16 protein-coding genes are annotated in these 23,357 nt (G+C 63.3%); 5 read left to right on the top strand and 11 right to left on the bottom strand.

The genetic code is table 11. From position 1 onward, the window contains the following. Both hutH and hutI read right to left on the bottom strand, forming a co-directional pair. A complete protein-coding gene (gene hutH, locus AB4Z25_RS22835; protein ID WP_442209204.1) occupies positions 1-1,536 on the bottom strand; it encodes a histidine ammonia-lyase in 1,536 nt (511 codons plus the stop codon). After that, entirely contained in the window at positions 1,533-2,783 is a 1,251-nt protein-coding gene (gene hutI / locus AB4Z25_RS22830; protein WP_442209202.1) for an imidazolonepropionase, read from the bottom strand. Before hutI ends, hutH begins: the two co-directional genes overlap by 4 nt. 116 nt (positions 2,784-2,899) lie before the next feature. Between hutI and AB4Z25_RS22825 the strand changes: the two genes are divergently transcribed. The 3 genes from AB4Z25_RS22825 to AB4Z25_RS22815 all read left to right on the top strand — a co-directional run bounded on the left by AB4Z25_RS22825 (position 2,900) and on the right by AB4Z25_RS22815 (position 6,216). After that, positions 2,900-4,246, top strand: coding sequence for a formimidoylglutamate deiminase (locus tag AB4Z25_RS22825; protein WP_442209200.1), 1,347 nt, complete (start codon positions 2,900-2,902; stop codon positions 4,244-4,246). 58 nt (positions 4,247-4,304) lie between these two features. Beyond that, positions 4,305-5,024, top strand: a complete 720-nt coding sequence (gene hutC / locus AB4Z25_RS22820) for a histidine utilization repressor (protein ID WP_310290290.1) — start codon at positions 4,305-4,307, stop codon at positions 5,022-5,024. Between the two features lie 76 nt (positions 5,025-5,100). Further along, on the top strand, positions 5,101-6,216 hold the full coding sequence (locus tag AB4Z25_RS22815; RefSeq protein ID WP_442209198.1) for an RHE_PE00001 family protein: 1,116 nt from the start codon (positions 5,101-5,103) through the stop codon (positions 6,214-6,216). Positions 6,217-6,344: 128 nt separating this feature from the next. Here AB4Z25_RS22815 and AB4Z25_RS22810 read toward each other — a convergent pair whose 3' ends face one another. From AB4Z25_RS22810 to AB4Z25_RS22800, 3 genes are read right to left on the bottom strand one after another with little or no spacing between them, the layout of a single operon-like run. Next, positions 6,345-7,061, bottom strand: a complete 717-nt coding sequence (locus tag AB4Z25_RS22810; RefSeq protein ID WP_442209196.1) for a Bax inhibitor-1/YccA family protein — start codon at positions 7,059-7,061, stop codon at positions 6,345-6,347. A gap of 20 nt (positions 7,062-7,081) precedes the next feature. Beyond that, positions 7,082-7,852 (bottom strand): anti-sigma factor family protein, encoded by a 771-nt coding sequence (locus AB4Z25_RS22805; protein ID WP_442209195.1) that lies wholly within the window; start codon positions 7,850-7,852, stop codon positions 7,082-7,084. Continuing rightward, positions 7,839-8,378, bottom strand: a complete 540-nt coding sequence (locus AB4Z25_RS22800; RefSeq protein ID WP_442209193.1) for a sigma-70 family RNA polymerase sigma factor — start codon at positions 8,376-8,378, stop codon at positions 7,839-7,841. The genes AB4Z25_RS22805 and AB4Z25_RS22800 overlap by 14 nt, the downstream gene beginning before the upstream one ends. Positions 8,379-8,497: 119 nt before the next feature. Between AB4Z25_RS22800 and relB the strand changes: the two genes are divergently transcribed. Further along, a complete protein-coding gene (gene relB / locus AB4Z25_RS22795) occupies positions 8,498-8,722 on the top strand; it encodes a type II toxin-antitoxin system RelB family antitoxin (protein WP_112388914.1) in 225 nt (74 codons plus the stop codon). Beyond that, positions 8,706-8,978 carry a type II toxin-antitoxin system RelE family toxin gene (locus AB4Z25_RS22790; RefSeq protein ID WP_112388915.1) on the top strand — a complete coding sequence of 91 codons (273 nt, stop codon included), beginning with the start codon at positions 8,706-8,708 and terminating at the stop codon, positions 8,976-8,978. Before relB ends, AB4Z25_RS22790 begins: the two co-directional genes overlap by 17 nt. 2 nt (positions 8,979-8,980) lie before the next feature. On the opposite strand, the gene cueR is transcribed toward AB4Z25_RS22790, so the two are convergent. The 6 genes from cueR to AB4Z25_RS22760 form a co-directional block, all read right to left on the bottom strand. Next, positions 8,981-9,376 (bottom strand): Cu(I)-responsive transcriptional regulator, encoded by a 396-nt coding sequence (gene cueR, locus AB4Z25_RS22785; protein ID WP_112388916.1) that lies wholly within the window; start codon positions 9,374-9,376, stop codon positions 8,981-8,983. Positions 9,377-9,385: 9 nt separating this feature from the next. Beyond that, positions 9,386-11,905 (bottom strand): heavy metal translocating P-type ATPase, encoded by a 2,520-nt coding sequence (locus AB4Z25_RS22780; RefSeq protein WP_442209191.1) that lies wholly within the window; start codon positions 11,903-11,905, stop codon positions 9,386-9,388. Between the two features lie 95 nt (positions 11,906-12,000). After that, positions 12,001-14,439, bottom strand: coding sequence for a malto-oligosyltrehalose synthase (gene treY / locus AB4Z25_RS22775; protein ID WP_442209190.1), 2,439 nt, complete (start codon positions 14,437-14,439; stop codon positions 12,001-12,003). Between the two features lie 129 nt (positions 14,440-14,568). Further along, positions 14,569-15,132 carry a dihydrofolate reductase family protein gene (locus AB4Z25_RS22770; protein WP_112516488.1) on the bottom strand — a complete coding sequence of 188 codons (564 nt, stop codon included), beginning with the start codon at positions 15,130-15,132 and terminating at the stop codon, positions 14,569-14,571. A gap of 79 nt (positions 15,133-15,211) precedes the next feature. After that, positions 15,212-17,293: a penicillin-binding protein 1C gene (pbpC, locus tag AB4Z25_RS22765; RefSeq protein WP_442209188.1), complete on the bottom strand. Its 2,082-nt coding sequence runs from the start codon at positions 17,291-17,293 to the stop codon at positions 15,212-15,214. After that, on the bottom strand, positions 17,293-22,761 hold the full coding sequence (locus AB4Z25_RS22760; protein ID WP_442209187.1) for an MG2 domain-containing protein: 5,469 nt from the start codon (positions 22,759-22,761) through the stop codon (positions 17,293-17,295). The genes pbpC and AB4Z25_RS22760 overlap by 1 nt, the downstream gene beginning before the upstream one ends. Between the last annotated feature and the right edge of the window lie 596 nt (positions 22,762-23,357).

Below are 23,357 nucleotides of genomic sequence, written 5' to 3'. Positions count from 1 at the left end.
TCAGATCTCCAGGGAAGGAAGGATGTTGGCGGAAACGGACGCGTTGAGCGCCCCGGTGGCGATCAGGCTGCTTGCAGCCTCGAGGTCGTTGGCCATGTAGCGGTCGATTTCGAGCGTCGGGACCACGGCGCGGATCGCGCCGATCGCCTTCAGCAGCTCGGGGCTGGTGGCGAGCGGTGCGCGGAATTCGACGCCCTGTGCTGCCGTCAGCGCTTCGATGCCGATGATGCCGAAGAGGTTCTCGGTCATCTGCAGCAAGCGGCGGGCACCATGGCATGCCATCGAGACGTGGTCTTCCTGGTTCGCCGAGGTCGGCGTCGAGTCGACCGATGCCGGGTGCGACATCTGCTTGTTTTCGCTCATCAGCGCCGCCGAGCTCACCTCGGCGATCATCAAGCCGGAATTCAGGCCAGGCTTTTTGGCGAGGAAGGCCGGCAGGCCGTAGGACAGGGCCGGATCCACGAGAAGCGCGATGCGGCGCTGGGCGATCGCGCCGATTTCACAGACGGCGATGGCGATCTGATCGGCGGCAAAGGCAACCGGCTCGGCATGGAAATTGCCGCCCGAGACGACGGAGTTGTCGGAGAGTACCAGCGGGTTGTCAGTCACCGCGTTGGATTCGATTTCAAGCGTGCGGGCAACCGAACGGAGAAGATCGAGGCAGGCGCCATCGACCTGCGGCTGGCAGCGGATGCAGTAGGGATCCTGCACGCGCTCGTCACCCTCGATATGGCTCTGGCGGATGACCGAGTTGTCGAGCAGGGCGCGCAGCGCCGCTGCCGTATCGATCTGGCCCCTATGGCCGCGCAGCGTATGAATGTCGGGATGGAAGGGAGCGGATGAACCCATCGCGGCATCCGTCGACATTGCGCCGGTAATCAGCGCGGCCTGGGCAGCGCGGTGGGCGCGGAAGAGGCCTGCCAGCGCCAGCGCCGTCGACGTCTGCGTGCCGTTGATCAGAGCCAGACCTTCCTTGGCGGCGAGCACGACGGGCGTCAGCCCGGCCTTTTGCAATGCCGCTGCGCCCGAGAGGCGTTCGCCTGCGAAGAAGGCTTCGGCTTCGCCCATCATCACGGCTGCCATATGGGCGAGCGGTGCAAGGTCGCCGGAGGCGCCGACGGAGCCCTTTTCCGGGATCACAGGGATCACGCCCTTTTCCAGCATGCCTTCGATCAACCGTACAAGTTCGAGGCGAACGCCCGATGCGCCGCGGCCGAGCGAGACGAGCTTCAGCGACATGATCAGCCGTACGACATTCTCGGGCAGCGGCGCGCCGATTCCGCAGCAATGCGACAGGATGAGGTTGCGCTGAAGCGTGGCGACATCGGCGGCATCGATCTTGATCGAAGCAAGTTTGCCGAAGCCGGTATTGATGCCGTAAACCGGAGCGTTACCGGCGGCGATCTCGGCGATGCGCGCGGCTGCCTTATTGATCCCGGCGTCAAAGGACGGATCGAGCCTGGCCGGTTCGCCGGTCCAGTAGATGGTTTCCAGCTGTTTCAGAGAAACGGAGCCTGGATGGAGGGTGATGGTCAACGGCCGATCCTTTCGCCCTTGTAGATGCGTGCATGAAGTGGGTTGAAGCCGATGCGGTAGACGAGCTCGGCGGGGCTCTCGACATCCCAGATTGCCATATCGGCGGATTTTCCGGCCTCCAGCGTCCCGGTCTCGCCAAGAAGGCCAAGGGCGCGAGCACCCTCGCGGGTGGCGCCGGCGATGCATTCCTCGACGGTCAGGCCGAAAAGCGTTGCCGACATGTTCATTGTCAGCAGCAGAGACGTCAGCGGTGAGGTGCCGGGATTGCAGTCGGTCGCGATGGCGATCGGCACACCTGTGGTGCGCAGCGCCTTGACCGGCGGTTTCTGCTTCTCGTTGATGGCGTAGAATGCGCCGGGCAGCAAGACGGCAACAGTTCCGGCTGCAGCCATGGCCGCAATGCCTTCGTCATCGAGATATTCCAGATGATCGGTGGACAGTGCGCCGTAACCGGCCGCCAGTTTGGCGCCACCGAGGTTCGACAGCTGCTCTGCATGCAGTTTGACCGGCAGGCCAAGCGCCTTGGCACGATCGAAGACACGCGCGATTTCGTCCGTCGAGAAGGCGATGCCCTCGCAGAAGCCATCGACGGCGTCGGCGAGTCCACGTTTGTGCGCTTCATCCAGCGTCGGCAGCACGACATCGTTTATATAGTCGCCGTTGCGGCCCTTGTAATGCGCGGGTGTCGCGTGGGCGCCGAGATAGCTGGTCTTGACCCGAACGGGTCTGATGGCGCCGAGCGCGCGGGCGGCTTCCAGCATCTTCAGCTCGCCATCGCTGGTCAGCCCGTAGCCGGACTTGATCTCGATGGTCGTGACGCCTTCGGAAAGCAGCGTATCCAGCCGCCGGATCGAGGCCTGAACGAGGCCGTCGACGGAAAGCGCATTGGTCGCCTTGACCGAGGAAACGATACCGCCGCCGGCGCGGGCGACTTCCTCGTAGGTCGCGCCTTCGAGGCGCATCTCGAACTCGCGGGCGCGGTTGCCGCCATAGACGATGTGCGTGTGGCAATCGACAAGACCGGGGGTAACCCAGCGTCCTTCGAGATCGATGATCTCGGCACGCTCGATCATTGAAACAGGCAGTTCGCCTTCCGGGCCAACATAGGTGATCTGGCCGCCTTCGGTCACGACAGCACCTTTTTCGACGATGCCGAGACCGGACTGTGAAGGATCGAGCGTCGCCAGTCTGGCGTTGCGCCAGAGGCTTGGACGGTCCGTTCCGGTGAAAAGATTATCCCCTGTCATCAGCTTTACGCCTTTCCTTATGTCGAAACATGTATATACATAATAATCAGGTGACAAGTGGAATTTTGGGCGCTTCCATGGAAAAGAAAGATGGGACGCCCTGAAGGGAGAAGCCGATGACGACACTTCATGCAAAAAGCGCGCTGCTGCCGCAGGGGTGGCAAAGTGATGTGCGGTTGACGATCGAGGGCATCCGGATTGCCCAGGTCGAAACCGGTGTCGCGGCCGCCGCCGGCGATGAGCGGCATTCCGTGCTGGTCCCGGCGATGCCCAACCTCCACAGCCACGCGTTTCAGCGCGCCATGGCGGGTCTGGCGGAAGTCCGCGGCCCCGCCGATGACAGCTTCTGGAGCTGGCGCACGGTCATGTACAAGTTTGCGCTGTCGATGACGCCCGACCACGTCGAAGCCGTTGCCGCGCAGCTCTATATGGAAATGCTGGAGGCTGGCTTCTCCCGCGTCGGCGAGTTCCACTACCTGCACCATGACAAGGACGGCCGGCCCTATGACGATATTGCCGAGCTTGCCGGGCGGATCGCCAGCGCCAGCATCGATACCGGCATCGGCCTGACGCTTCTGCCTGTCTTCTATGCGCATTCCGGTTTCGGCGGCGCGGCACCGATCGAGGGGCAGCGCCGCTTCATCAACTCTGTGGAAAGCTTCGGCAGCCTGATGGAGCGCTGCACGGCGATAACGGGCGGGATCGAGGGCGCCAAACTCGGTATCGCGCCGCATAGTCTCCGGGCTGCAACGCCGGACGAGCTGAATGCGGTTCTGCCGCTGGCAGGCAACGGCCCTGTTCACATCCACATCGCCGAGCAGATCAAGGAGGTCGAGGATTGTATCGCCTGGTCCGGCGCGCGGCCGGTCGAGTGGCTGCTTGCCAACGCCCCTGTCGACGGCCGTTGGTGCCTGATTCATGCGACCCACATGACGAATGACGAGACGCGCGCCATGGCGAGAAGCGGGGCGATTGCCGGCCTCTGCCCGATCACCGAGGCCAATCTCGGCGACGGTACGTTCGCCGCGCCGCTGTTTCTGGAAGAGGGCGGGCGCTATGGTGTCGGTTCGGATTCCAACGTGCTGATTTCGCTGTCCGGCGAACTGCGCCAGCTCGAATATTCCGAGCGCCTGCATCGGCGCGCCCGCAACGTCATTGCCGCGCCCGGCGGTTCGACGGCGCGCGCTCTCTTCGACAATGCCGTCAGGGGCGGCAATGCGGCACTGTCTGCCGCGGCCGGGCTTGGCGAAGGGAGCGATGCCGATATCATCTCGCTCGATTGCACCGCCGTTCCCTATCTCTCAGGCGATCAGCTGCTCGATCACTGGATTTTCGCCGGGGGTGTCGGGATAGACAGTGTCTGGTCGCTCGGACGCAAGCAGGTCGAGGGTGGCCGCCATAAGAAGCGGGAGGCCATCAATCGCCGCTTCCTTGCCGCGATGCGCGAGCTGCTGGATGCATGAGCCTTCCCTTCCTTCCGTATAAGCTCTAGAGCGGGGAGGACGCCAACCGGAGCCAGAGATGAACGGCAGCAAGGATGCGACACTGCATCAAAGCATCTTGAGCGAGATCGAGGGTCGTATCGTCTCCGGCGAGTGGCCGCCGGGGCACCGCATTCCCTTCGAGGTCGATCTCGCCCAGCAGTATGGCTGTTCGCGTATGACCGTGAACAAGGTGATGACTCAGCTTGCCAAGGCCGGGCTGATCGAGCGGCGGAAGAAATCCGGCAGCTTCGTCACCCAGCCGCAGGCGCAATCGGCCGTTCTTGAGATCCACGACATAAAGGCCGAGGTTCAATCGCTGAACCTGCCCTACAGCTATCGCGTCGTCGCGAAATCCAGCCGGAAGGCAAAGGCGGGAGACGGGCGGTTGCCGGATCTGGCAGCCGGTACGCCGCTTCTGGAGCTTGCCTGCGTTCACTTTGCCGGGCCGCGCCCCTTTTGCCTCGAAGAGCGTTTGATCAATCTCGAAACCGTGCCCGATGCCGCAACTGCGGATTTCGGCGATGTTGCGCCAGGGGCCTGGCTTCTGAAGCAGGTGCCCTGGACGACGGCTGAGCACAAGATCCACGCGTTGTCTGCGGGCAATGCCGCTGCCGACGCGCTGGATATTGCCCGTGGCACGGCCTGCCTCGTTATCGAGCGCCGGACCTGGAGCAATGCCGGGCCGGTCACCCATGTGCGTTTCACTTATCCCGGCGACCGGCATGCGCTCGTCGCCCGTTTCAGCCCGGCTTCCTGAGAATCGACCGCCTGCTTATTGCGAATCATGCGCCAAATAGCGGAAGTAAACGCCAAGATGGCTTCCGGAAAATGACATGCGCTATGAGATCGACAACGCTCTGCTGAAAAGCCTGCTGCCAGCGGTGGTGCAGGCCGAGGATATGCTGGCGCGCCTCGATGAGCGCGCCGCGCGCTCGCCTGTGGGCGAAGGCTTTACCGAGCGTGGCCACTTTTTCGATGCCGCAGGCGCGCTCTGGGTCGCCGGAGAGCTCGTTCATATCGAGGATCTCGTTCTGCACGACGCCCATATGGACAGCCGCACGCCGAGCCACGAACTGACGATCGCGCATGCGGTTCTTCGCGCAAGGCGGCGGATCTGGACTGCGGACCCCACCTGGGCGCTGAGCGCTGCAGGATTGAACGCGCTTGCCGGAGCCGGGCTGGACGAGGGGACGGCGCCGGAGATCAAGAGCCTGCGCCCTGTCGAGGAGGAGGCAGACGATCCCGACGAGCTGCTGGCCGCCGAGCTCGCCGAGATCGATGCGGTTCTCGCCCGCTCTCAGAAATTGCTCGATGCCCATATGGGCAAGGAGGCAGAGCCGGAAGAACGGCCGAAGGAAAAGCGCAGCGACGATCCGCTCGGGCTTTTCGGCGACGACGAGTGGGACGAGGGGCTGCGGCTTGCGGATTGGCGTGCAGTCCTGCCGCTTGCCGGCGATCTGCCTCCGGTGCTCGCCGCCGCCGTTCTTTTCGAGGCTTGGGAAAGGATCGAGCCGCTCCGGCGGCAGAACTGGCTTGGCGGATTGCTGGTCTCCAGCCATTTGCGGGCGCGCGGCAAGGTCGCCTCGCATCTCTTCTCTTTCTACGGCGGCCTGAAGACCGTCCGCCACGAGCGCCGCCGCTCGCGTGACCGGTTGACCCGGCTTCTGGCCTTTCTGGAAGCGATGAGCGAGAGCGCCGCGACCGGCCTCAAGGAGATGGATCGCCTGACGCTGGCGCGCACCCAGATGGAGCTGCGCTTCAGGGACCGGCGCTCCAACAGCAGCCTGCCGCAGCTTGCCGATTTCGTGCTGTCGCGGCCGATGGTCTCTTCGGCGATGGTCGCCAAGCAGCTGAAGGTTACGAGCCGCGGCGCGCTCAATCTGCTGAACGAGATCGGCATCCGCGAGATGACCGGCCGTGGCCGCTACCGTGCCTGGGGCATCCTCTAAGCAACACGCAAAAAAGGCCGGAGCTTTCACCCCGGCCTTTTCTCTAAGGGTGAACGTCCGGCCCGCCATCCTGTCACAGATTGCGGGCCGGACGCTCTAGCGCTTCCATTGCCCCCAGAAGCGCAGTCCTATTCCCGCTCGCCCGTAAAGTTGAGCAGCAGCTGGAAGATGTTGACGAAGTTCAGGTAGAGAGACAGAGCGCCGAAGACGGCAAGCTTCTGGTTCGATTCCTGATCGTGGTTTTCGGAATACTGTTCCTTGATGTTCTGCGTATCCCAGGCGGTCAGGCCGACGAAGACGACGATACCGATGACCGAGATGGCGAACTGCAGCGCAGACGAGCCAAGGAAGATGTTGACGATGCTGGCGATGACGACGCCGATCAGGCCCATCATCAGGAACGAGCCGACCTTCGCCAGGTCACGCTTGGTGACGTAGCCGTAGAGGCTGGTCGCGCCGAACATCGTTGCGGCGATGAAGAACGTACGGGCGATGCTCGTGCCGGTGAACACCAGGAACACCGAGGCCAGCGACAGGCCCATGACGGCGCAGAACGCCCAGAACATCATCTGTGCAGCACTTGCCGACATCGTCTGGATCTTGAACGAGAAGAAGAAGACGAAGGCCAGCGGAGCGAGCATGACGACCCACTTCAGCGGCGACTGGAAGATCGGCACGTAGAGCGCCGGCGTCGAGCCGACGATGAAGGCGACGATGCCGGTAATGACGAGGCCGACACCCATGTAGTTGTAGACGCGCAGCATATGCTGGCGCAGTCCCTCGTCGAAGAGCGCCTGCGAGCCGGCGGCAGAGCCGTAGCCGTAACGCGGATTGATCTGGTTCATTGCGATCTCCTCGGGTTGAACTAGTAGAGCGAGCGGGCTAGGCCTTCGGCCGCCCTGTCGAGATTGAGGCCACCATCACCGGCAACGAGGGCATAGGCCACTTCGCCGATTTGCCAGTAGGCAGCTTCGGTATTGTCGAGCGCGAGATGGCCAACCGGTTGCACGGCAAACGCCCCCGGCCTAACGGCAAACAACGAGAGCTGTTTGCCGTTCGCTTCCTGGATAGCCATCTCCACGCTCGGGCCGAATGCAGACGGGAAGATCTGAACATCAGAGACCTTCCAGTCCTTCGGCAGTTCGGGCATGGTAATTGCAGTCGCCGCACGAATGTCGTCGGCGTTGTAATGTGGTGCCGCAGCCTGTGACGGCACGGTCTGGCGCAATTGCGCCGTCTGATAAGCGCGAACGGCGTCTTCGACATAGGCCGGAGCCGGTGTCGAGGCAGCCACTTCGGTAGCCGTGAAGGCGCCGAAAGTCGTATGGGCGACCCAGCCGGCAGCAACGAGCACGGCAACGGCAGCGATCCGCTGAACGCTGTGCAGAATGCGGCCATAGGACAGGCCACGCTCCAGCCGCCGTGCGGCATCCCGGGTTTCGATCCGGCCGAAGGCATTCTCGCCGGCCAGCGCCAGGCGCAGTTCGCCCTTGATGCTGAGATCGGCCATCACCTTCGCAGCGATATCCGGGTTCTCCGAAAGGTAGGATTCCACCTGGATGCGGCGCGCCACATCGAGCTCGCCATCCACATAGGCGTCGAGATCGGTGTCGATGATCGGATCAACTGCTTTCATTGCTGTTCCCTCCGATTAGGCGCAGGTGCGAAACGCGCGGTGTCTTCTCCTCGAATTCACGAAGCTGGGCGCGGGCTCGCGAAATGCGCGACATCAGCGTACCCACCGGAATGCCGAGCGATGCGGCCGCTTCCTGATAGGAAAGGTCTTCGATGGCGACGAGATGCAGCGCCTCCCGCTGTTCTTCCGGCAGGTTGAAGAAAGCGTCGCGAACCTGTTGCAGGCGCACGGCATGTTCCTGTCCTGCCGGCAACGACTGGTCCGCCTCGAGGGCCGCTTCGTCATGCCTTCGTGTGAGCGACCGGTTCTGGCGAACACGATCGATGTGAGCGTTGTGGACGATGGAAAGCAGCCAGGTGCGAAGATTGCCGCCGCCGCGGAAGCTTTGACGCTTCTCGTAGGCCCGCAGCAGGGCATCCTGCACCAGATCTTCCGCGTCATCCGAGTTGCGCACCAGAGCACGCGCGTAGCGCCTGAGCGCTGCGAGCTGTCCGATAACATCGAATGGGCGTTCTTTCCGTTCCATGATTGAGTATACGGATGCTGGCCGGGATTTATTCCCGAAAATTTTCGGCACCTTCAGATTTTTCGTTAGATTGCCGCGCCACGCGGGATTTGCTATACATGTATAGCAAGGAGAACCCGATGCTCGCCCTGAGATTGCCGCCGGATGTTGAAGCCCGGCTTGATGAACTTGCCAAGCGTACCGGCAGAAGCAAGAGCTTCTACGCGCGGGAGGCCATTCTCGAATACTTGGACGATCTGGAAGATATCTATCTCGCCGAGAAGCGATTGGAAGATGTTCGCAGTGGGCGGAGCGACAGCGTCGCGCTCGAAGATCTGATGAAGGCCTATGGTCTGGAAGATTAGGCTCGAGCGCTCGGCAGAACGCGAGCTTTCCAAACTCGGCGCGGATGCCGCCAAGCGAATTCTTGTCTTTCTTCACGGCAGGCTGGCGAAGCTCGATGATCCGCGTTCGATCGGTGAAGCGCTGAAGGGATCCGAGCTCGGAAATTTCTGGAAATATCGTGTCGGCGATTACCGCATCATTGCGCATATCGAGGATGGGATCGTGGAGATCCTGATCGTCCGGATCGGCAATCGCCGAGAGGTCTACCGGCGCTGAGGCTAAACTGCCTTACCATCCGAAAGCCCATCCAAAATCGGGCAATCGGGCCGGTCATTACCGTGGCAGGCGTGGACGAGATGCTCGAGCGTGCGGCGCAGCTCCATCATCTCGCGGATTTTCTGGTCGATCTCGGTCAGCTTGGTCTGGGCGATGTCCTTGACGTCGGCGCTTGCGCGGCTCTTGTCTTCGTAGAGCGCCAGAAGCTGCCGGCATTCCTCGACCGAGAAACCGAGGCCGCGGGAACGCTGCAGAAAGCGCAGCTTGTGGACATCGGACAGGTCGTAGTCACGATAGCCGTTTCCGCCCCTTTCAGGGCGGACTAGGCCGATATCCTCGTAGTAGCGGATCGTCTTTGCCGGAAGACCGGACCGGTCCGATGCCTCGCCGATATTCATGGCAGCCTCCTAGAGTTTCTGCACGCGCAGCCTGAGCGCGTTGGCGATGACCGAGACAGATGACAGGCTCATCGCCGCCGCCGCGATCATCGGCGAGAGCAGCAGGCCGAGCACCGGGTAAAGGATGCCTGCGGCGACGGGAACGCCGAGCGCGTTGTAGCCGAAGGCAAAGCCAAGGTTCTGGCGGATGTTGCGCATCGTTGCCTCCGCCAGACGGCGGGCGCGGACAATTCCGGTAAGATCGCCCTTCACCAGCGTGATGCCCGCACTTTCCATCGCCACATCGGCGCCGGTGCCCATGGCGATGCCGACATCGGCTGCGGCGAGCGCCGGCGCATCATTGACGCCGTCGCCAGCCATGGCGACAACTGCGCCCTTGGCATGCAACTCGTCGATCAGCGCCTTCTTGCCCTTGGGCAACACATCGGCACGCACCTCGTCGATGCCGAGCTGTTTGGCAACGGCCTTTGCTGTCCGCTCGTTGTCCCCAGTCGCCATGATGATCCGCAGACCGCTGTCATGCAGCGCCCGGATGGCCGCCGCCGTTGTCGGCTTGATCCGGTCGGCCACTGCGACGAAGCCAGCGAGGCTGCCGTCGATGGTGACGAACATCACCGTCTTGCCGTCGTCGCGCAGCGCGCTGATCTGTTCGTCGAGCGCCGAGGTATCGATGCCTAGATCCCGCATCATCGCGGCATTGCCGAGCGCGATTTTAGCGCCATCGACAAGGCCGGTGACACCCTTGCCGGTGATTGCATCGAACGATGTGACCTCGGATAGCGCAATGCTGCGTTCCTCAGCACCGGCAACGATCGCTTCGGCGAGGGGATGCTCGGCGCCGCGTTCGAGGCTTGCCGCCACGGCAAGCAGCCGGCTTTCGTCGATGCCCTCAAGGGCAACCGTGTCGGTCAGGCGTGGCTTGCCTTCGGTCAAGGTTCCGGTTTTGTCGACGATCAGCGTATCGACTTTGGAGAAGCGCTCCAGCGCTTCGGCATCCTTGATCAATACGCCTTCCTGAGCGCCGCGGCCGGTGGCGATCATGATCGACATAGGCGTTGCCAGGCCGAGCGCGCAGGGGCAGGCGATGATCAGCACGGCGACGGCCGCGATCAGTGCATGGGCAAGCCGCGGCTCCGGACCGAAGATCATCCAGGCGCCGAAGGCGAGGATCGCCACGGCAACGACGGTGGGAACGAAGACGGCAGAGACGCGATCGACGGCACCCTGGATCGGCGCACGGGAACGCTGCGCCTTGGCGACCATGTCGACGATCTGCGATAGGGTGGTCTCGGCGCCCACCCGTTCGGCGGTCATGATGAAGCTGCCGTTGCGGTTCATCGTGCCGCCGGTGACGGCATCACTCTTGGTCTTTTCGACCGGCAGCGGTTCGCCCGATATCATCGATTCATCGACGATCGATTGTCCTTCGCTGACCCGTCCATCCACCGGCACGCGCTCGCCGGGGCGCACCCTTAGGCGGTCGCCCTTGGCGATGTCATCGACTTCGATATCGACCTCGCTGCCATCGGTGGTGATCCGCCGCGCGGTTTTCGGGGCAAGATCGAGCAAGGCACGGATTGCCGAACCGGTGCGTTCGCGTGCCTTGAGCTCCAGAAGCTGGCCGACGAAGACGAGGGTGACGATGACGGCGGCTGCCTCGAAATAGACAGGCACCGTCTCGCCGTGGCCGCGGATGCTCATCGGAAAGAGGCCCGGCGCGAATGTCGCGACGATGCTGTAGAGATAGGCGGTGCCGACGCCGAGGCCGATAAGCGTCCACATGTTCGGGCTGCGGTTGACAAGCGAGGCCCAGGCACGGCGGAAGAAGGGGATGGCGGCCCAGAGCACGACGGGTGTCGCCAGGGCGAGTTCGAGCCAGACGGCACGCGCCTCGCCGATCATCTCGCGCAGCGGCAGACCGATCATCGGTCCCATGGTCAGCGCTAGCAGCGGAACGGCCAGCGCAGCGCTTATCCAGAAGCGGCGGGTGAAGTCGACGAGCTCTGGGTTCGGACCCTCATCTGCCGGTGGAATGCCCATCGGCTCCAGCGCCATGCCGCATTTCGGGCAGTCGCCGGGGTGGTCGGCGACGATTTCCGGATGCATCGGGCAGGTATATTGCGTGCCCTTCGGCATCGGCTTTGCCTCTGGGCGATTGCCATCGAGATAATCGCCCGGGCTTGCCTCGAACTTCGCCTTGCAGCCTGCCGAGCAGAGGTAAAACTTTTCGCCCTCGTGCTTCAGAAAATGCTTCGCCGTCGAGCGATCCACGGACATGCCGCAGACCGGGTCCTTGGCGGTGAGATAATCCTGGGGCGCTGCTTCGAACTTCTTGCGGCAGCCATCGCAGCAGAAATGGTAGGTATGGCCTGCATGGACCAGGCTCGGCTTGCCGGCATCCGGATCGACGGTAATTCCGCAGACGGGATCGCGCGTGACGCGCGCTTCGGCCGGTGTGCCGTGGCTATGGCCGGAGCAGCAGCCCTGCGCTCCGTGGCCGTGATGGTGGGAATGGTCGTGATTATCCATAAGATTCTCCTTTGCCCGCAAGGGCAGTGGATAGGCTTATGAACCTTCCAGCAACTGGAAGGTCAAGCGGGAAATTTCATCCCACCTGAAAATCGTCAATCCGGCTCGATCAGGGCGACTGGCTGGACGCCAAGAATACTGGCGAGCGGCAGCCGTGGTCCGGGATCGAGATGATGTCCGGTAAGAAGATCGCATTTGATGCCCTGCAGACTTGGCGGGATCTCGATTGCGGTATCGGCCCAGAACTCCGGCCCTGAAAACAACACACCGGGATCCAGCCAGCCGAGCATCAGGCGTGGTACGACCGTAATCGCATAGTCGCCGTCGAGCTGCCGGGCGTAGGCAACGGCGTGGTCTTTTCGGCTTCCCGTGATGCCGAGCGGCAGATACCGGCCAGCGGCAAACAGCTGTGGCTGGCGGCGGCGCAGGTGCAGGCCGATCTCGATAATCCGCTGTTTCAGCACCGGTGCCGTCAGCTCGTCGATTTCGCGATGCGCCGAAAGCGACTTGCGGAGTGCCTTGAAATTGACCGGGCGGCGGTTGTCGGGATCGACGAGGCTGAAATCGAAGCCTTCCGCGCCCTGATAAATATCGGGGATGCCGGGAGCGGTCAGCTTGATCAGCGTCTGCGACAGGCTGTTGAGATAGCCGGCGGAAAGGAGGGGCCGCAGCGTTTCGGCAAAGTCCTCATGGAAGGTGAGGTTCGATGAGGCTGTGAGCGCTGATGCGTAAGCATTCACCGCGGCTTCGTATCCCGCATGCGGCTCGTCCCAGCTGGTACCGAGCTTCGCCTCGCGGATCGCTTTCTCGGCATAGGCGGCAAATCGCTCCGTCAAAGCTTCCGCCCGGCCTTCGCTGAAATCTTCAGGCCAGATGCCGGCCAGCGCCTGATAGAGCATCCATTCGACATTGCCCTCTGGCGTCAGGCCGCCCGGTAGTTCGGTGAGGTGTTCGCGGTTCATTTCGCGCCAGCGCTCGACGCTGCGGCGCCAGAGGTCAGGCTCTTCACTGAGGGCATAGAGCCTGGCGCGGGCATCCTCGCCCCGCTTGGTGTCATGGGTGGACGTGGCCGAAAGCCCATGCGGCTGTTCTTCCGCGCGCTTTTGCATGAAGTGGTGAAAAGCCTCAACGCCTTCGGGAATCGCGTCCGGCTCGCCGCCGACTTCGTTTGCGGCGAGAAGCCGGTTGTGGCGGTAGAACAGCGTGTCCTCCATCGCCTTTGCCATGATGGGACCGCTCAACTGCTGGAAACGCCGCTGGAATTCTTCCGCGCGGCCGTTGGTCAGCAATGCGCAGACGCCGTCGAGCGCCCTGCAGTCTTTGACATGCCTGGCGGCCGATCCTTTTACCTCCTCCAGCACCGTGGCCTCGCGTGCGTCCATCGCACCGCCCTGGCCATAGGTTCGATAAACAGGAAAGGCGATCAGAAGCTCGCGAATGGCGTTCCTGATATCCGCTTCCGGCGTATCGGGGAGCGCGGCGCTTGCTAGTTTAGTCAGACGGCTCACCTCGCCCGCAAAATTCCGCTCCACCATCAGCGTCTTGGCGGCTCTCAGCCCCGCCTGAAAGTCTGCGTTGGCCGCCGCGATGGTCGCATACGCCTTCTGCAACTCGGCCGTTCCCTTGGGGTCGATGAAAAGATCGGCAAGAGCGGCGATGAACTCATAGCCCGTCGTCCCGGAGATCGGCCAATCGGCAGGCAGGCTCTCGCCATGGCCGAGGATCTTTTCGACGATGATATAGGTCTCCGGTCCGGTGGCCTTTCGCAGCCGGTCCAGATAGGCCTTGGGGTCGGCAAGGCCGTCGATGTGGTCGAGGCGCAAGCCCTGCACCTTGTCCGACCGGACAAGATCGAGGATGACGCGATGGCTGTCCTCGAAGACGGCCTCGTCCTCGACGCGCAGGCCGACGAGACCCGTGACCTCGAAAAAGCGGCGGTAGCTCAGATGAGATGCGGCCGTCTTCCAGTGCGTGAGCCGCCAATGCTGCGCCGCGTGGAGTCGGCCGATGTCGCCAGTTTCGGCACTATCCGGGTGCAACGGCAGATGCGTCTCGAAATAGGCAAGGGCCTGCTCGCCGGTTTCCGCGTCGTGAACGATCTTCAGCTCACCGTCGGCCAGCGCTTCCTCGAAGGGCTTCCCGAGGAGGGGGAGCGTCAGCGGTTCGGACCAGTCGATGTCGAAATAGCCGGCATAGCGGCTCTGTTTTCCATACCGCAGGACGTCCCGCCACCAGGCATTTTCGGTCGAGGCCGCCATGTGGTTCGGCACGATATCGAGGATCAGCCCGAGACCGGCCTGTTTGAGTTCGGCGCAGAGCCGCTCGAACCCCTGGCGCCCGCCGATCGCGGGGTCGATCTCGTTGGCATCGGTGACGTCATAGCCATGGGTCGAGCCCGAGACCGCCGTGAAGATCGGCGAGGCATAGAGATGGCTGATGCCGAGCGCCTTGAGATAGGGCACGAGTTCGGCCGCATGGTCGAAGGTCATGCCGTTGCGAAACTGGAGCCGGTAGGTGGATGTGGGAAGCGTCATGAGCCGCCTTTGTTCGGAAGGATAACGATCCGGAACGGCGGCGGCGGGCTTTTGTTCCCGCCATTTCACTCTTGCGGCAGGCGGCGGGGCAATCTCCTTCCGCCTATTGTCAGGCCCGCGCAGTCATGGTCATCCGCGGCGAAAGACTTGTGCCTGTGTCCCCTTTGGAAAGGTCTTTGAGCTGACCAGTTCAAGGCGGCGGAGCGGCGTGACGCCGGAGAAGATCGGCAGGCCGCTGCCGAGCGCCAACGGGTAGACCATCAGCCGGTATTGATCGACCAGATCGGCGGCGATGAGACTCCGTGCGAAGCTGGCCCCGCCATGAGCAACGATCGGCTTTCCGCCGGTGGCCTTGAGTTTGGCGATCTCCTCGCTGAGATCACCGCTCGCCACATAGGCGTCCGGCCAGTTGCCGGTCTCGGCAGCCTCCAGGACGGCCGCTCCCGACTTCGAAAAGACGGCCTTCGGTATCTCGTTCATCGGCGCGGCGAACGGCCCTGCCGCGTTCGGCCAGAATCCGGCCATGCTCTTGAAGCTGCGGCTGCCCATGATGTGCAGGCCGGCATTTGAGACCGTCTCCACCTTCCAGGCAATCGCCTCCTGGTCGCCGTTGAAGATCCAGTCGATCTCGCCTTCGGGACCGCAGACGAAGCCGTCGAGCGACATGGCCATGGTCAGGATCAGGTCTCGCATTGCTCTCTCCTAGCGTTGTTCTGATCCAAGGACGTAGCGAGGGCGCAGGTTCCGACAGCGCTGCCGAAAAATCGGGACGTCAGTCGATGAAGACGCCGACGCTGGCCGCACGGCCCATCGCGTCGATGACGGTCAGCTTCGAATAGCCGGCGCCATCCGGCAGCCACTGATTGGTGCGGCGGCGTGAGAGGTCCGGCAGCGGCTTGCCGTTTGCCAGCCATCGGAATGGTGCCCGGCCGCCCTGCAGTTTCAGCACGAGCGGCGAGAGATCGCCGTTCTTGGCGCCGAGATCCACATGCGCGCCCTCGGGTGGATAGACGATCTGTGGCGCGGATTCGCGTGAGGAGTTGACCAGAAGGCCGCTGGCATTCAGCGCAAAACGGCGCTGGCTGACCGGCAGGTCCTGCTTGGCGATGCGGATCGCGCCGGAGGGTGGACGAGGCAGGGGAGTCGTAGCGATGCCGGACTTGGCGAAACCCTCGAAAAGGATCGGGGCTGCGGTGCCATATCCCGTCAGGCCGGGGACCGCGCCGTTGTCAGGACGTCCCACCCAGACGCCGAGGACGTAGCGGCCGTCATAGCCGACGGACCAGGCGTCACGATAGCCGTAACTCGTGCCTGTCTTGTAGGCGATACCGCGCTGCGGCGCGCCGGCAGGCGGAATGACGCCGGAGAGGATATCGGCGATGTTCCAGACGGCGACCGGTTCCAGCAGCGGCTCACCGTCGATCTTGCCGGGGATGCCGGTCACGCCATCGCCGATCCTCACAGGCTGGCCGTTGTTGGCGAGCGCCGTATAGAGCTGCACCAGATCCTTCAGCGTGATGCCGACGCCGCCGAGGCCAATTGCCAGACCCGGCGTCTCGTTCGGCGGCAGGCTCGGCTGCACCTCGGCGCGGCGGAAGCGCACCATCAACCGCGTCGGGTTCACGGCATCGAGAAGCTTCACGGCCGGGACATTCAGCGACAGCTGCAGCGCCTCGCGGATCGTCACGTCGCCCTGATAGCTCATGTCGAAATTGCGCGGCCTATAGCCGAAGAAATCCGCCGGACGGTCCTCGATGATGGTTTCCTGGGCGACGAGGCCCTGCTCGAAGGCGAGACCATAGATGAAGGGTTTCAGCGTCGAGCCCGGTGAGCGGCTGATGCGGGTCATGTCGATCCAGCCGGAGCGGCTGGCATCGAAATAATCGGCCGAGCCGACCTCGCCGACGATCTCGCCGGAGCGGGCGTCGGCCATCACCATGGCGATCGACAGCTTCGGGCCGAGCCGCATGGCCGCGTTCCTGGCGGTCAGCTCCAGCCCTTCCTGAACCTGTTTCTTCAGCGTCGTCTTGTGCTCGCGCTCTTTGGGCGCCTTGCGCAGCGCCGCTTCGGCAACATGCGCCGCAAGCGCCGGCAGCTGCATGCGCCGCGCTGGCACCAGTGTCGCCTCGGCACGCCCGGCTTCGCCATCACCGACGGCGTCGGCGACTGCGACACGCTCCAGCACCCGCTTGCGGGCCGCTTCGGCGGCCGCGAGATTGCGGTCGGGGCGCCGTTTTTCGGGAAGCTGCGGCAAGGCGACGAGGAGGGCGGCCTGCGCCACCGTCAGCCGTTTCGGCTCCTTGCCGAAATAGGCAAGGCTTGCGGCCCGCACACCTTCAAGATTACCGCCATAGGGTGCATGGGTCAGGTAGAGATCGAGGATCTGCTCCTTCGACAACCGCCGTTCGATCTGGATGGCGCGCACCACCTGCAGCAGCTTGGCCGACAGCGAGCGGCCGCTGCGCGGCTCGATCAGCCGCGCCACCTGCATCGACAGCGTCGAGGCGCCGGAGACAATGCGGCCGCTGGTGGCAAGCTGCAGCGCTGCCCGGCCGATCGCCAGCGCATCGATGCCGTGATGGTCGTAGAAGCGCCGGTCCTCATAGGCGACCAGCATGCGCAGGAATTGCGGATCGACGTCGGAGACATCCGTCTTCAGCCGCCAGCGTCCCTCGGGCGTTGCGAAGGCGCGCAGCAGCTGGCCGTCGGCATCCAGCACTTCAGCGGAGACCTGCCCGGCAGTATCGAGCGGCGGCGGGTAGGCCTTGTCGAGCGCATCGAGGCCAAGCGCCAGCGCGCCGGCGAAGATCACGCCGGCGGCCGATGCAATGGTGAGCCTGTGCCAGAGCCGCATTACTGTGCTGCGACAACCTCCATCTTGCCGGTCGCGGTGCGGGCCGAAAGCTGCGGCCGGTACATATCCTCGACGACGGCAGCCGGATGGTCGTAGGTGCCCGGGGTCACGGCGCGCACGACATAGGCGACGTTGATCTCGCGGTTATCGCCTTCCGAGCGGTTGAAGGCCGCCACGAAGCGGTCGTCGCGGAACTCGGTATGGGCGGCCGTCTGTTCGCCGATCCAGTCGAAATTCGTCAGCTGGGCGCTATCGACCAGGCTCGGATTGTCGATCTGGAATCCGGCCGGCAGCAGGTCGGTCACGACGATGCGCGACGGCCAGTCGTTGCTTTCGGTGACATGCAGCACGACGACATAGCGCTCGTTCTGCTTGGCCTCGCTGACATTCGCTTCCTCGCCATCGAGCGTGTAGTAACTGCGCTCGATCGCGAAGCCGTCGCCGCCGGCGGGCAGCGGCGTCACCGGGGCGGCAACCGTCGTCACCACGGCGGAGACCGTGTCGCTGGTGGCGCTGGTCAGCGTCAGCGGATTTTTCAGCAGCGCATCGCCGCTCATCGACGCCATGTAGGAGCCCGTGTGTTCGGCACCGTTGACGTCGACCTTCAGCGCGTCGTCGCCGCTCTGGATGGCGCGGGCGGCCAGCAGCATCCAGGCCTGTTCCTGCGTGCTGGTCCATTTCGAGCGGTTGAACTCCTTGGCAACGGCCTTGGCGAGCTCGGGAATGACCGGCGGCACCGGACGGCTTTCAGCCGCCAGCGCCAGGATCGCCGCGCCATCACGCAGGATCGAGCCGTAATCGGTGCGCGAAAGATTGACGCGCTGGACCATCGACGTCTCGGTCATCTGCAGCGCGTCGACGAAGATGTTCTTCGATCGCGTGGCATCGCCGTAGAGCGCCAGCGCCGCGGCGATATGGGCCTTGGCGAGCGGTGTCGGGAAGTCGTTGATCATCGTGTCGGCGTAGTAGCGCAGATCGCTGATCGCCGCCTTCTTGTTGCGGGCGAGAACGTAGAGCGCATAGGCGATATTGTCGCCCTGCGTCTTGACATCGACGTCGTAGCTCAGCGCGTTCTGCAGGTTCTCAAGCGCCTGCACCAACGCCCGATCCGGCACATCATACTTCTCTTCACGCGCGCGGGTCAGGAAGTCGGTGACGTAGGAATCGAGCCAGAGGTCGCCTGAGTCAGGTCCCCAGAGGCCGAAGCTGCCTGCCGATGCCTGATAGGAGAGCACGCGGTAGATCGCGTCCTGCACCCGCTTCTTCACATCGGCGTCGTCTTCAAGCCCGTTCTGCTTGGCGAGTTCGCCGAGATAGAGCAGCGGCATGGCGCGGCTCGTCGTCTGCTCGGCGCAGCCGAACGGGTAGCGATCGAGCGTCATCAGCAGCGCCGGGATATCGAAAGCAGCCGAGCGGGTGACGTTGACGCTGACGGAGGCGCCGGGCAGCACGCTGTCGGCCAGCAGCTCCTTGTCGATCTTCAACGAGGCCCCCGGCTTCAGCGCGATGACGCGGCGCTCTGTGACCGGCAGCGAAGCCGGGCGAACCGGCACATCGACGGTCTGGTCGAGCGACAGGCCCGAGGCATCGGAGAGGTTGATCGAGACGGAACCCTGACCGGGCTGCTTGCCGATAAGGGCAAGCGTCAGATCGGACTTGGCACCGGCATCGAGATGAATGGTCTTGGAAGCCGAGGCGGCATCGACGTCGACGGCGTCGTTGCCTGATATCGCCACCTTGAAGTCGCCTGCGGGGGCATCGGTATTGGCAATGTCGAGGCGCAGTTCGGCCTTGTCTCCCGACGCCAGGAAGCGCGGCAGGCTGGCGGTGACAACGACGGGGTCGCGGATGATGACATCCTTGACGCCATGGCCGACACCGTCCTTCGACCAGGCAACCGCCATGACGCGGGCCGTGCCGTTGAATTGTGGAATATCGAAGCTGACATTCGCCTTGCCCTCGGCATCGAGCTTCACCGGGCCGGAGAAGAAGGCGACGAGCTTCTGCGTCGGCGGGCTGGCCGAGAGCGCCACGGCGCCGCCATCGCCGCCGGTGCGCAGCTTGCCGGTTGCGCCGAGCGATCCGTCGATCAGGCGGCCGTAGAGGTCGCGGATTTCGAGACCGAGCTGGCGTTGACCGAAATACCAGTCTTCGGGGTTCGGCGCCTCGTAGCGCGTCAGGTTGAGAATGCCGACATCGACGGCGGCAACCGTCACATAGGCATCCTCGTTGGCACCGGCAACTGCGAGGCTGATATTCAGCGGCCCGCGCGGCAGCATCTTCTCAGGCGCATCGACCTTCACCTGCAGCGCCCGCTGCTCGGGATCGACTTTCAGCCATTTGATGCCGATGGACCGCATCGGCATGTGATTGTCCTGGCTGTCGCCGGGGCGGAAGAGGGTGGCGGTGACATAGGCGCCCGCACCCCATTCGGCGGTGACGGGAATATCGACCTCACCGCCGGTCTCGCCCATCGTGGCGTTCTGCACGGCCACCAGGTTCTCGGTACCCGCGGTGACCATCAGCTCGCCGCCATAGCGCGAGGTAACCTTCAGCTTGGCCGTCTCGCCGACCTTGTAGCTGTCCTTGTCGAGGGCGATTTCGAGACCATCAGGCGTTTCCGTCGAGGTCGTCTCGACAAACCAGCCGGCGTCGAATTCGAAGCTTGAGGTCGGGCCGTCGGCATCCGGGCTTTCGACTTCGAGTCGATAGCGGCCCCAGCCGACCGGCACGGAAATCTTGCCGCCGTCTGTTCCGGCATCGATGACGCCGTCGGCGACCTGGCGGGCGTTGTAGGCAGGCTCGTATTTCCAAGCGGTGCCGTCGCGATACCACTGGTATTCGCGCTCGAGATTGTAGAATTTCCAGCGCAGGCCCTTTACCTCCTGCTTCTGCCCTTCGGCGGTGATGCCGATGACATTGAAGGAGGCGGTGGAATTCTCGGCCACATCACCGGAGAATTCCGGCTTGATGCCGATCATCGGACCCTGGTTCTTCACCGGGATCACCAGCGAGCGCTCCAGCGCCCGGCCGCCCTGTTCCTGCATGCGGATATAGACGGTGGCGTTGAGAAGCTGGGTGGTGGCGGGCAGGTCGCCAACCGTGAGATCGGTCGATGCCTTGCCGTTCTCATCGAGCTCCGGCAGGCCCTCGATCGTCTGGCGGTTTTCTTCGGAGGCTTCTTCGTCGGCAAGGCCGAAGAAATAGCCGGGGAAGGCAGCGCTTTCGCGGGTCGGCTTCAGCACGACGTCGCCTTCGAGCGTCAGCCCGGCGGCCGGTGCGCCATAAAGGTATTTGCCGTCGATCTCGATCGTCGCGGGCGTATCCGGGCCGATTTCCTTGGCCGCGGTCTTCAGCTCCATGTCGGTGCGATCAGGCACGAAGTCATCGACCAGGAAGCTCTTGGTGCCGATCGCAGCACCCTTCGGATCCGTGTAGATGTTCATCGTCCAGGTACCGCGCATGGCGTTCTGCTGCACCGGCAGATCGACGGTGTAGCCGCCGAGATCGCTTGTTTCCTTGACGATGCGGCGGTCCTCGACGCCATCGGGGCGCAGGAAGACGAAGGTCAGCGGCAGGTTCTCGATCGCCTTGCCGTCGGTGTCACGGGCTAGTGCGGAGGCATGCACCGTCTCGCCGGCACGATAGATGCCGCGCTCGGTAAAGGTCATGATATCGATTGCGCCCGGCGAGGCGCGGCCGGTTACGCCGCGGTCGGAGAGGTCGAAACCGGCGCGGGTCATGTCGAGGAAGACGTAGTCGGAATCGCCGTTCTTGGCGGTGATGACCGCCGGCGTCAGCGCCGCCGTGCCGCGCATCAGGCCGGCGGTGAAGGTGGCGCGGCCGTTATCGTCGGTCTTGGCGGTGCCAAGCACTTCATTGTTCTTGGCAAGCAGCGTCAGCTCGACGCCCGCGATCGGCTTGGCGGAAGCCAGCGAGCGGGTGAAGACGTTGAGGCCGTCGGTGCCGGCATAGGTGGTGATGCCGACATCGGAGACGACGAACCATTGCGTCGCCTTGCTGTCCCATTCATTTGCGGGCGCGTTGGCAGGCGAGGCGATCAGCACGTAGACGCCGGGCTTGCGCTGCGGCAGCGCCTCGTCGACCGGGAAGCTGGTGACGACATCCTTGTTCAGGTCATTGGCGATGTCGATCGAACCCTGCCAGACCAGCTCGCCGCTTTCGTCTTCGATGCGCTGGGCGCTGTAGCCGTCGAGCTGCGTCAGGAACTGCGAATTCGTCAGCAGCGGCGCGATGCCGCGATCGCCGATGCGGTAGAGCTTCAGTGCCGCCGACTGGATGTTGACAGACACCAGCGGAATGCCGCGGCGCGCCGTGGACGGCAGCACGAAGCTGTCACCGGTGAAGCGCACCGTCTGGCTGCGGTCCTTGACGTAGATGTCGAGGCTGACGGGCGCTTCCAGCACTTCGTCCACCGAGGACGGCAGGCCGGAGCGGAAGACGATCTTGTAGTTCTCGCCATGAACGAGACCTTCGACGCAGATCTGCTTGTCCTTGGCTTCGAGCGCTTTCGGCGCCTGGCCGTTCAGCGTCACGAAGGGCGTGTAATCCGTCGTCTTGACCAAGGATTCCGAGAAGGTGACGCAGGCGCGTGGATTGGCGCTGTCGGCATCGACATTATGCTCCGTGATCCGGAAACCCTGCTCGGCCTTGAGCTTCAGATAGGCGTCGTTGACTTCCTTGGAGCTCGCAAGCGCCAGGCTCGCCTTGTAGGCGTTGAGTGCCGCACGGTAGTTTGAATTTTTCGACAAAGAGGTAGCAAGCACGGCCAGCGCGTCGGCGCGCTTGGAGGCGGTGCGGGTCAGGTCATAGGCGTTCAGCGCATCGAGCTGCGCCTGGCCGAAGACCTGACTGTCGGTGCCGCCGAGCGAATTGGCGGCGCGCGCGGTTTCGAGCCAGAGGTCGCCGTCGTTCGGCGTGAGCGCCAATGCACCATGGAAGGATTCCAGTGCGGCGGCGAGATTGTTGGCCGTCAGGTCGAGGCGGGCGGTCGCCGTGAGATTATCGACCGACTGACCTTCCTGGGCCTCGGTCAGCTCGTTGTTGGTCTTGTAGTCACGGGCCTGCTGGATGACGTCGGCCGAGAGAAAGTTGAGGCGCGGCGCGGCACCGAGATCCGGCTCCTGCGGAATGGCGGCAGCCGTCGTCTCGACGATCCGGCCGGCGATCGCGCCCGGGAAGGCGTTCATCGTCTTGAAGTCGGATTTCAGGAAGCACCACTGGACCTTTGGATTATAGGTAAAGGCCTTGCAGCTCTTGTCGCCGATGCAGGACTTCTTGCACTGGTCGAGCGAGACGTTCTGCTCCGTCCTGAGATCGAAGCCGAAAAAATCGGCATCCTTGATCGTCTGGATATCGCGCTTCGCATCGGCGGCGCCGGCTGGCAGGCTGATCGCAAGTGCAGAAAAGGCGATGGCGGCGAAGGCGAAGAAAGAGCGTACAGACATCAAGTCCCCCCGGGCGGCTGCGCTGATCGGGCCGCACTCTTGGCTGCCCCGATGGCGTTGTCAACACAACTTATGCGGTGTCGCGTTTTCGCACAGAAGCCGCCATCGCATTGTCATGTCATCATGAGATAAGTGCTTTGGAATTGGGCCTTTTTGCTGTTTTTGGCAAGACGAAACGCGCCAAAGGGAATTGCCCTCCGGTGGACCTGTTTTTGTCAGGAAGGCGTGTCGCGCCGAGCGCGATTTCACTGCTTGCCTGCTTCGTCGAAAGCGCTGCCCCAATAAGCGGCTGTCATCCCGGCGACCGGCCGATCAGCCGGATACACTCGAACTCTCGCCGAAAATCCGAAAAGGTTTCTTGCGAGGCGTGCCGGGAAGATCCGTTCTTGCTCTGAGGGCCTGTCGAGTGTTATTCCGCCCTGTGGATAACCACGCAGGCGGCACCCTGAGCCGCCTATCATTTCAAAGGCTTAGCTAATTTTAACATTTTATCAATGTTAACAACGGGTTAAACTCAAAAAAATACGTTCCGGCCCGGAACATAACCTGTTCAGCACCGTTATCTGCTCAAGTTCCAGAGGCTCACAACCGTCCGG

This window comes from Rhizobium sp. RAF36 (assembly GCF_052114105.1).
In the GTDB taxonomy this organism is placed as follows: Bacteria; Pseudomonadota; Alphaproteobacteria; order Rhizobiales; family Rhizobiaceae; genus Rhizobium.
This window is presented reverse-complemented; position numbering and strand designations above follow the sequence as displayed.

What these genes read in the sequence shown, in the direction of transcription:
- AB4Z25_RS22780 (WP_442209191.1), bottom strand. Translation starts at nt 11,905, where the DNA reads ATGGATAATCACGACCATTCCCACCATCACGGCCACGGAGCGCAGGGC.
- AB4Z25_RS22810 (WP_442209196.1), bottom strand. Translation starts at nt 7,061, where the DNA reads ATGAACCAGATCAATCCGCGTTACGGCTACGGCTCTGCCGCCGGCTCG.
- relB (WP_112388914.1), top strand. Translation starts at nt 8,498, where the DNA reads ATGCTCGCCCTGAGATTGCCGCCGGATGTTGAAGCCCGGCTTGATGAA.
- AB4Z25_RS22790 (WP_112388915.1), top strand. Translation starts at nt 8,706, where the DNA reads ATGGTCTGGAAGATTAGGCTCGAGCGCTCGGCAGAACGCGAGCTTTCC.
- AB4Z25_RS22815 (WP_442209198.1), top strand. Translation starts at nt 5,101, where the DNA reads ATGCGCTATGAGATCGACAACGCTCTGCTGAAAAGCCTGCTGCCAGCG.
- AB4Z25_RS22805 (WP_442209195.1), bottom strand. Translation starts at nt 7,852, where the DNA reads ATGAAAGCAGTTGATCCGATCATCGACACCGATCTCGACGCCTATGTG.
- cueR (WP_112388916.1), bottom strand. Translation starts at nt 9,376, where the DNA reads ATGAATATCGGCGAGGCATCGGACCGGTCCGGTCTTCCGGCAAAGACG.
- AB4Z25_RS22825 (WP_442209200.1), top strand. Translation starts at nt 2,900, where the DNA reads ATGACGACACTTCATGCAAAAAGCGCGCTGCTGCCGCAGGGGTGGCAA.
- hutC (WP_310290290.1), top strand. Translation starts at nt 4,305, where the DNA reads ATGAACGGCAGCAAGGATGCGACACTGCATCAAAGCATCTTGAGCGAG.
- pbpC (WP_442209188.1), bottom strand. Translation starts at nt 17,293, where the DNA reads ATGCGGCTCTGGCACAGGCTCACCATTGCATCGGCCGCCGGCGTGATC.
- AB4Z25_RS22760 (WP_442209187.1), bottom strand. Translation starts at nt 22,761, where the DNA reads ATGTCTGTACGCTCTTTCTTCGCCTTCGCCGCCATCGCCTTTTCTGCA.
- treY (WP_442209190.1), bottom strand. Translation starts at nt 14,439, where the DNA reads ATGACGCTTCCCACATCCACCTACCGGCTCCAGTTTCGCAACGGCATG.
- AB4Z25_RS22800 (WP_442209193.1), bottom strand. Translation starts at nt 8,378, where the DNA reads ATGGAACGGAAAGAACGCCCATTCGATGTTATCGGACAGCTCGCAGCG.
- AB4Z25_RS22770 (WP_112516488.1), bottom strand. Translation starts at nt 15,132, where the DNA reads ATGCGAGACCTGATCCTGACCATGGCCATGTCGCTCGACGGCTTCGTC.
- hutI (WP_442209202.1), bottom strand. Translation starts at nt 2,783, where the DNA reads ATGACAGGGGATAATCTTTTCACCGGAACGGACCGTCCAAGCCTCTGG.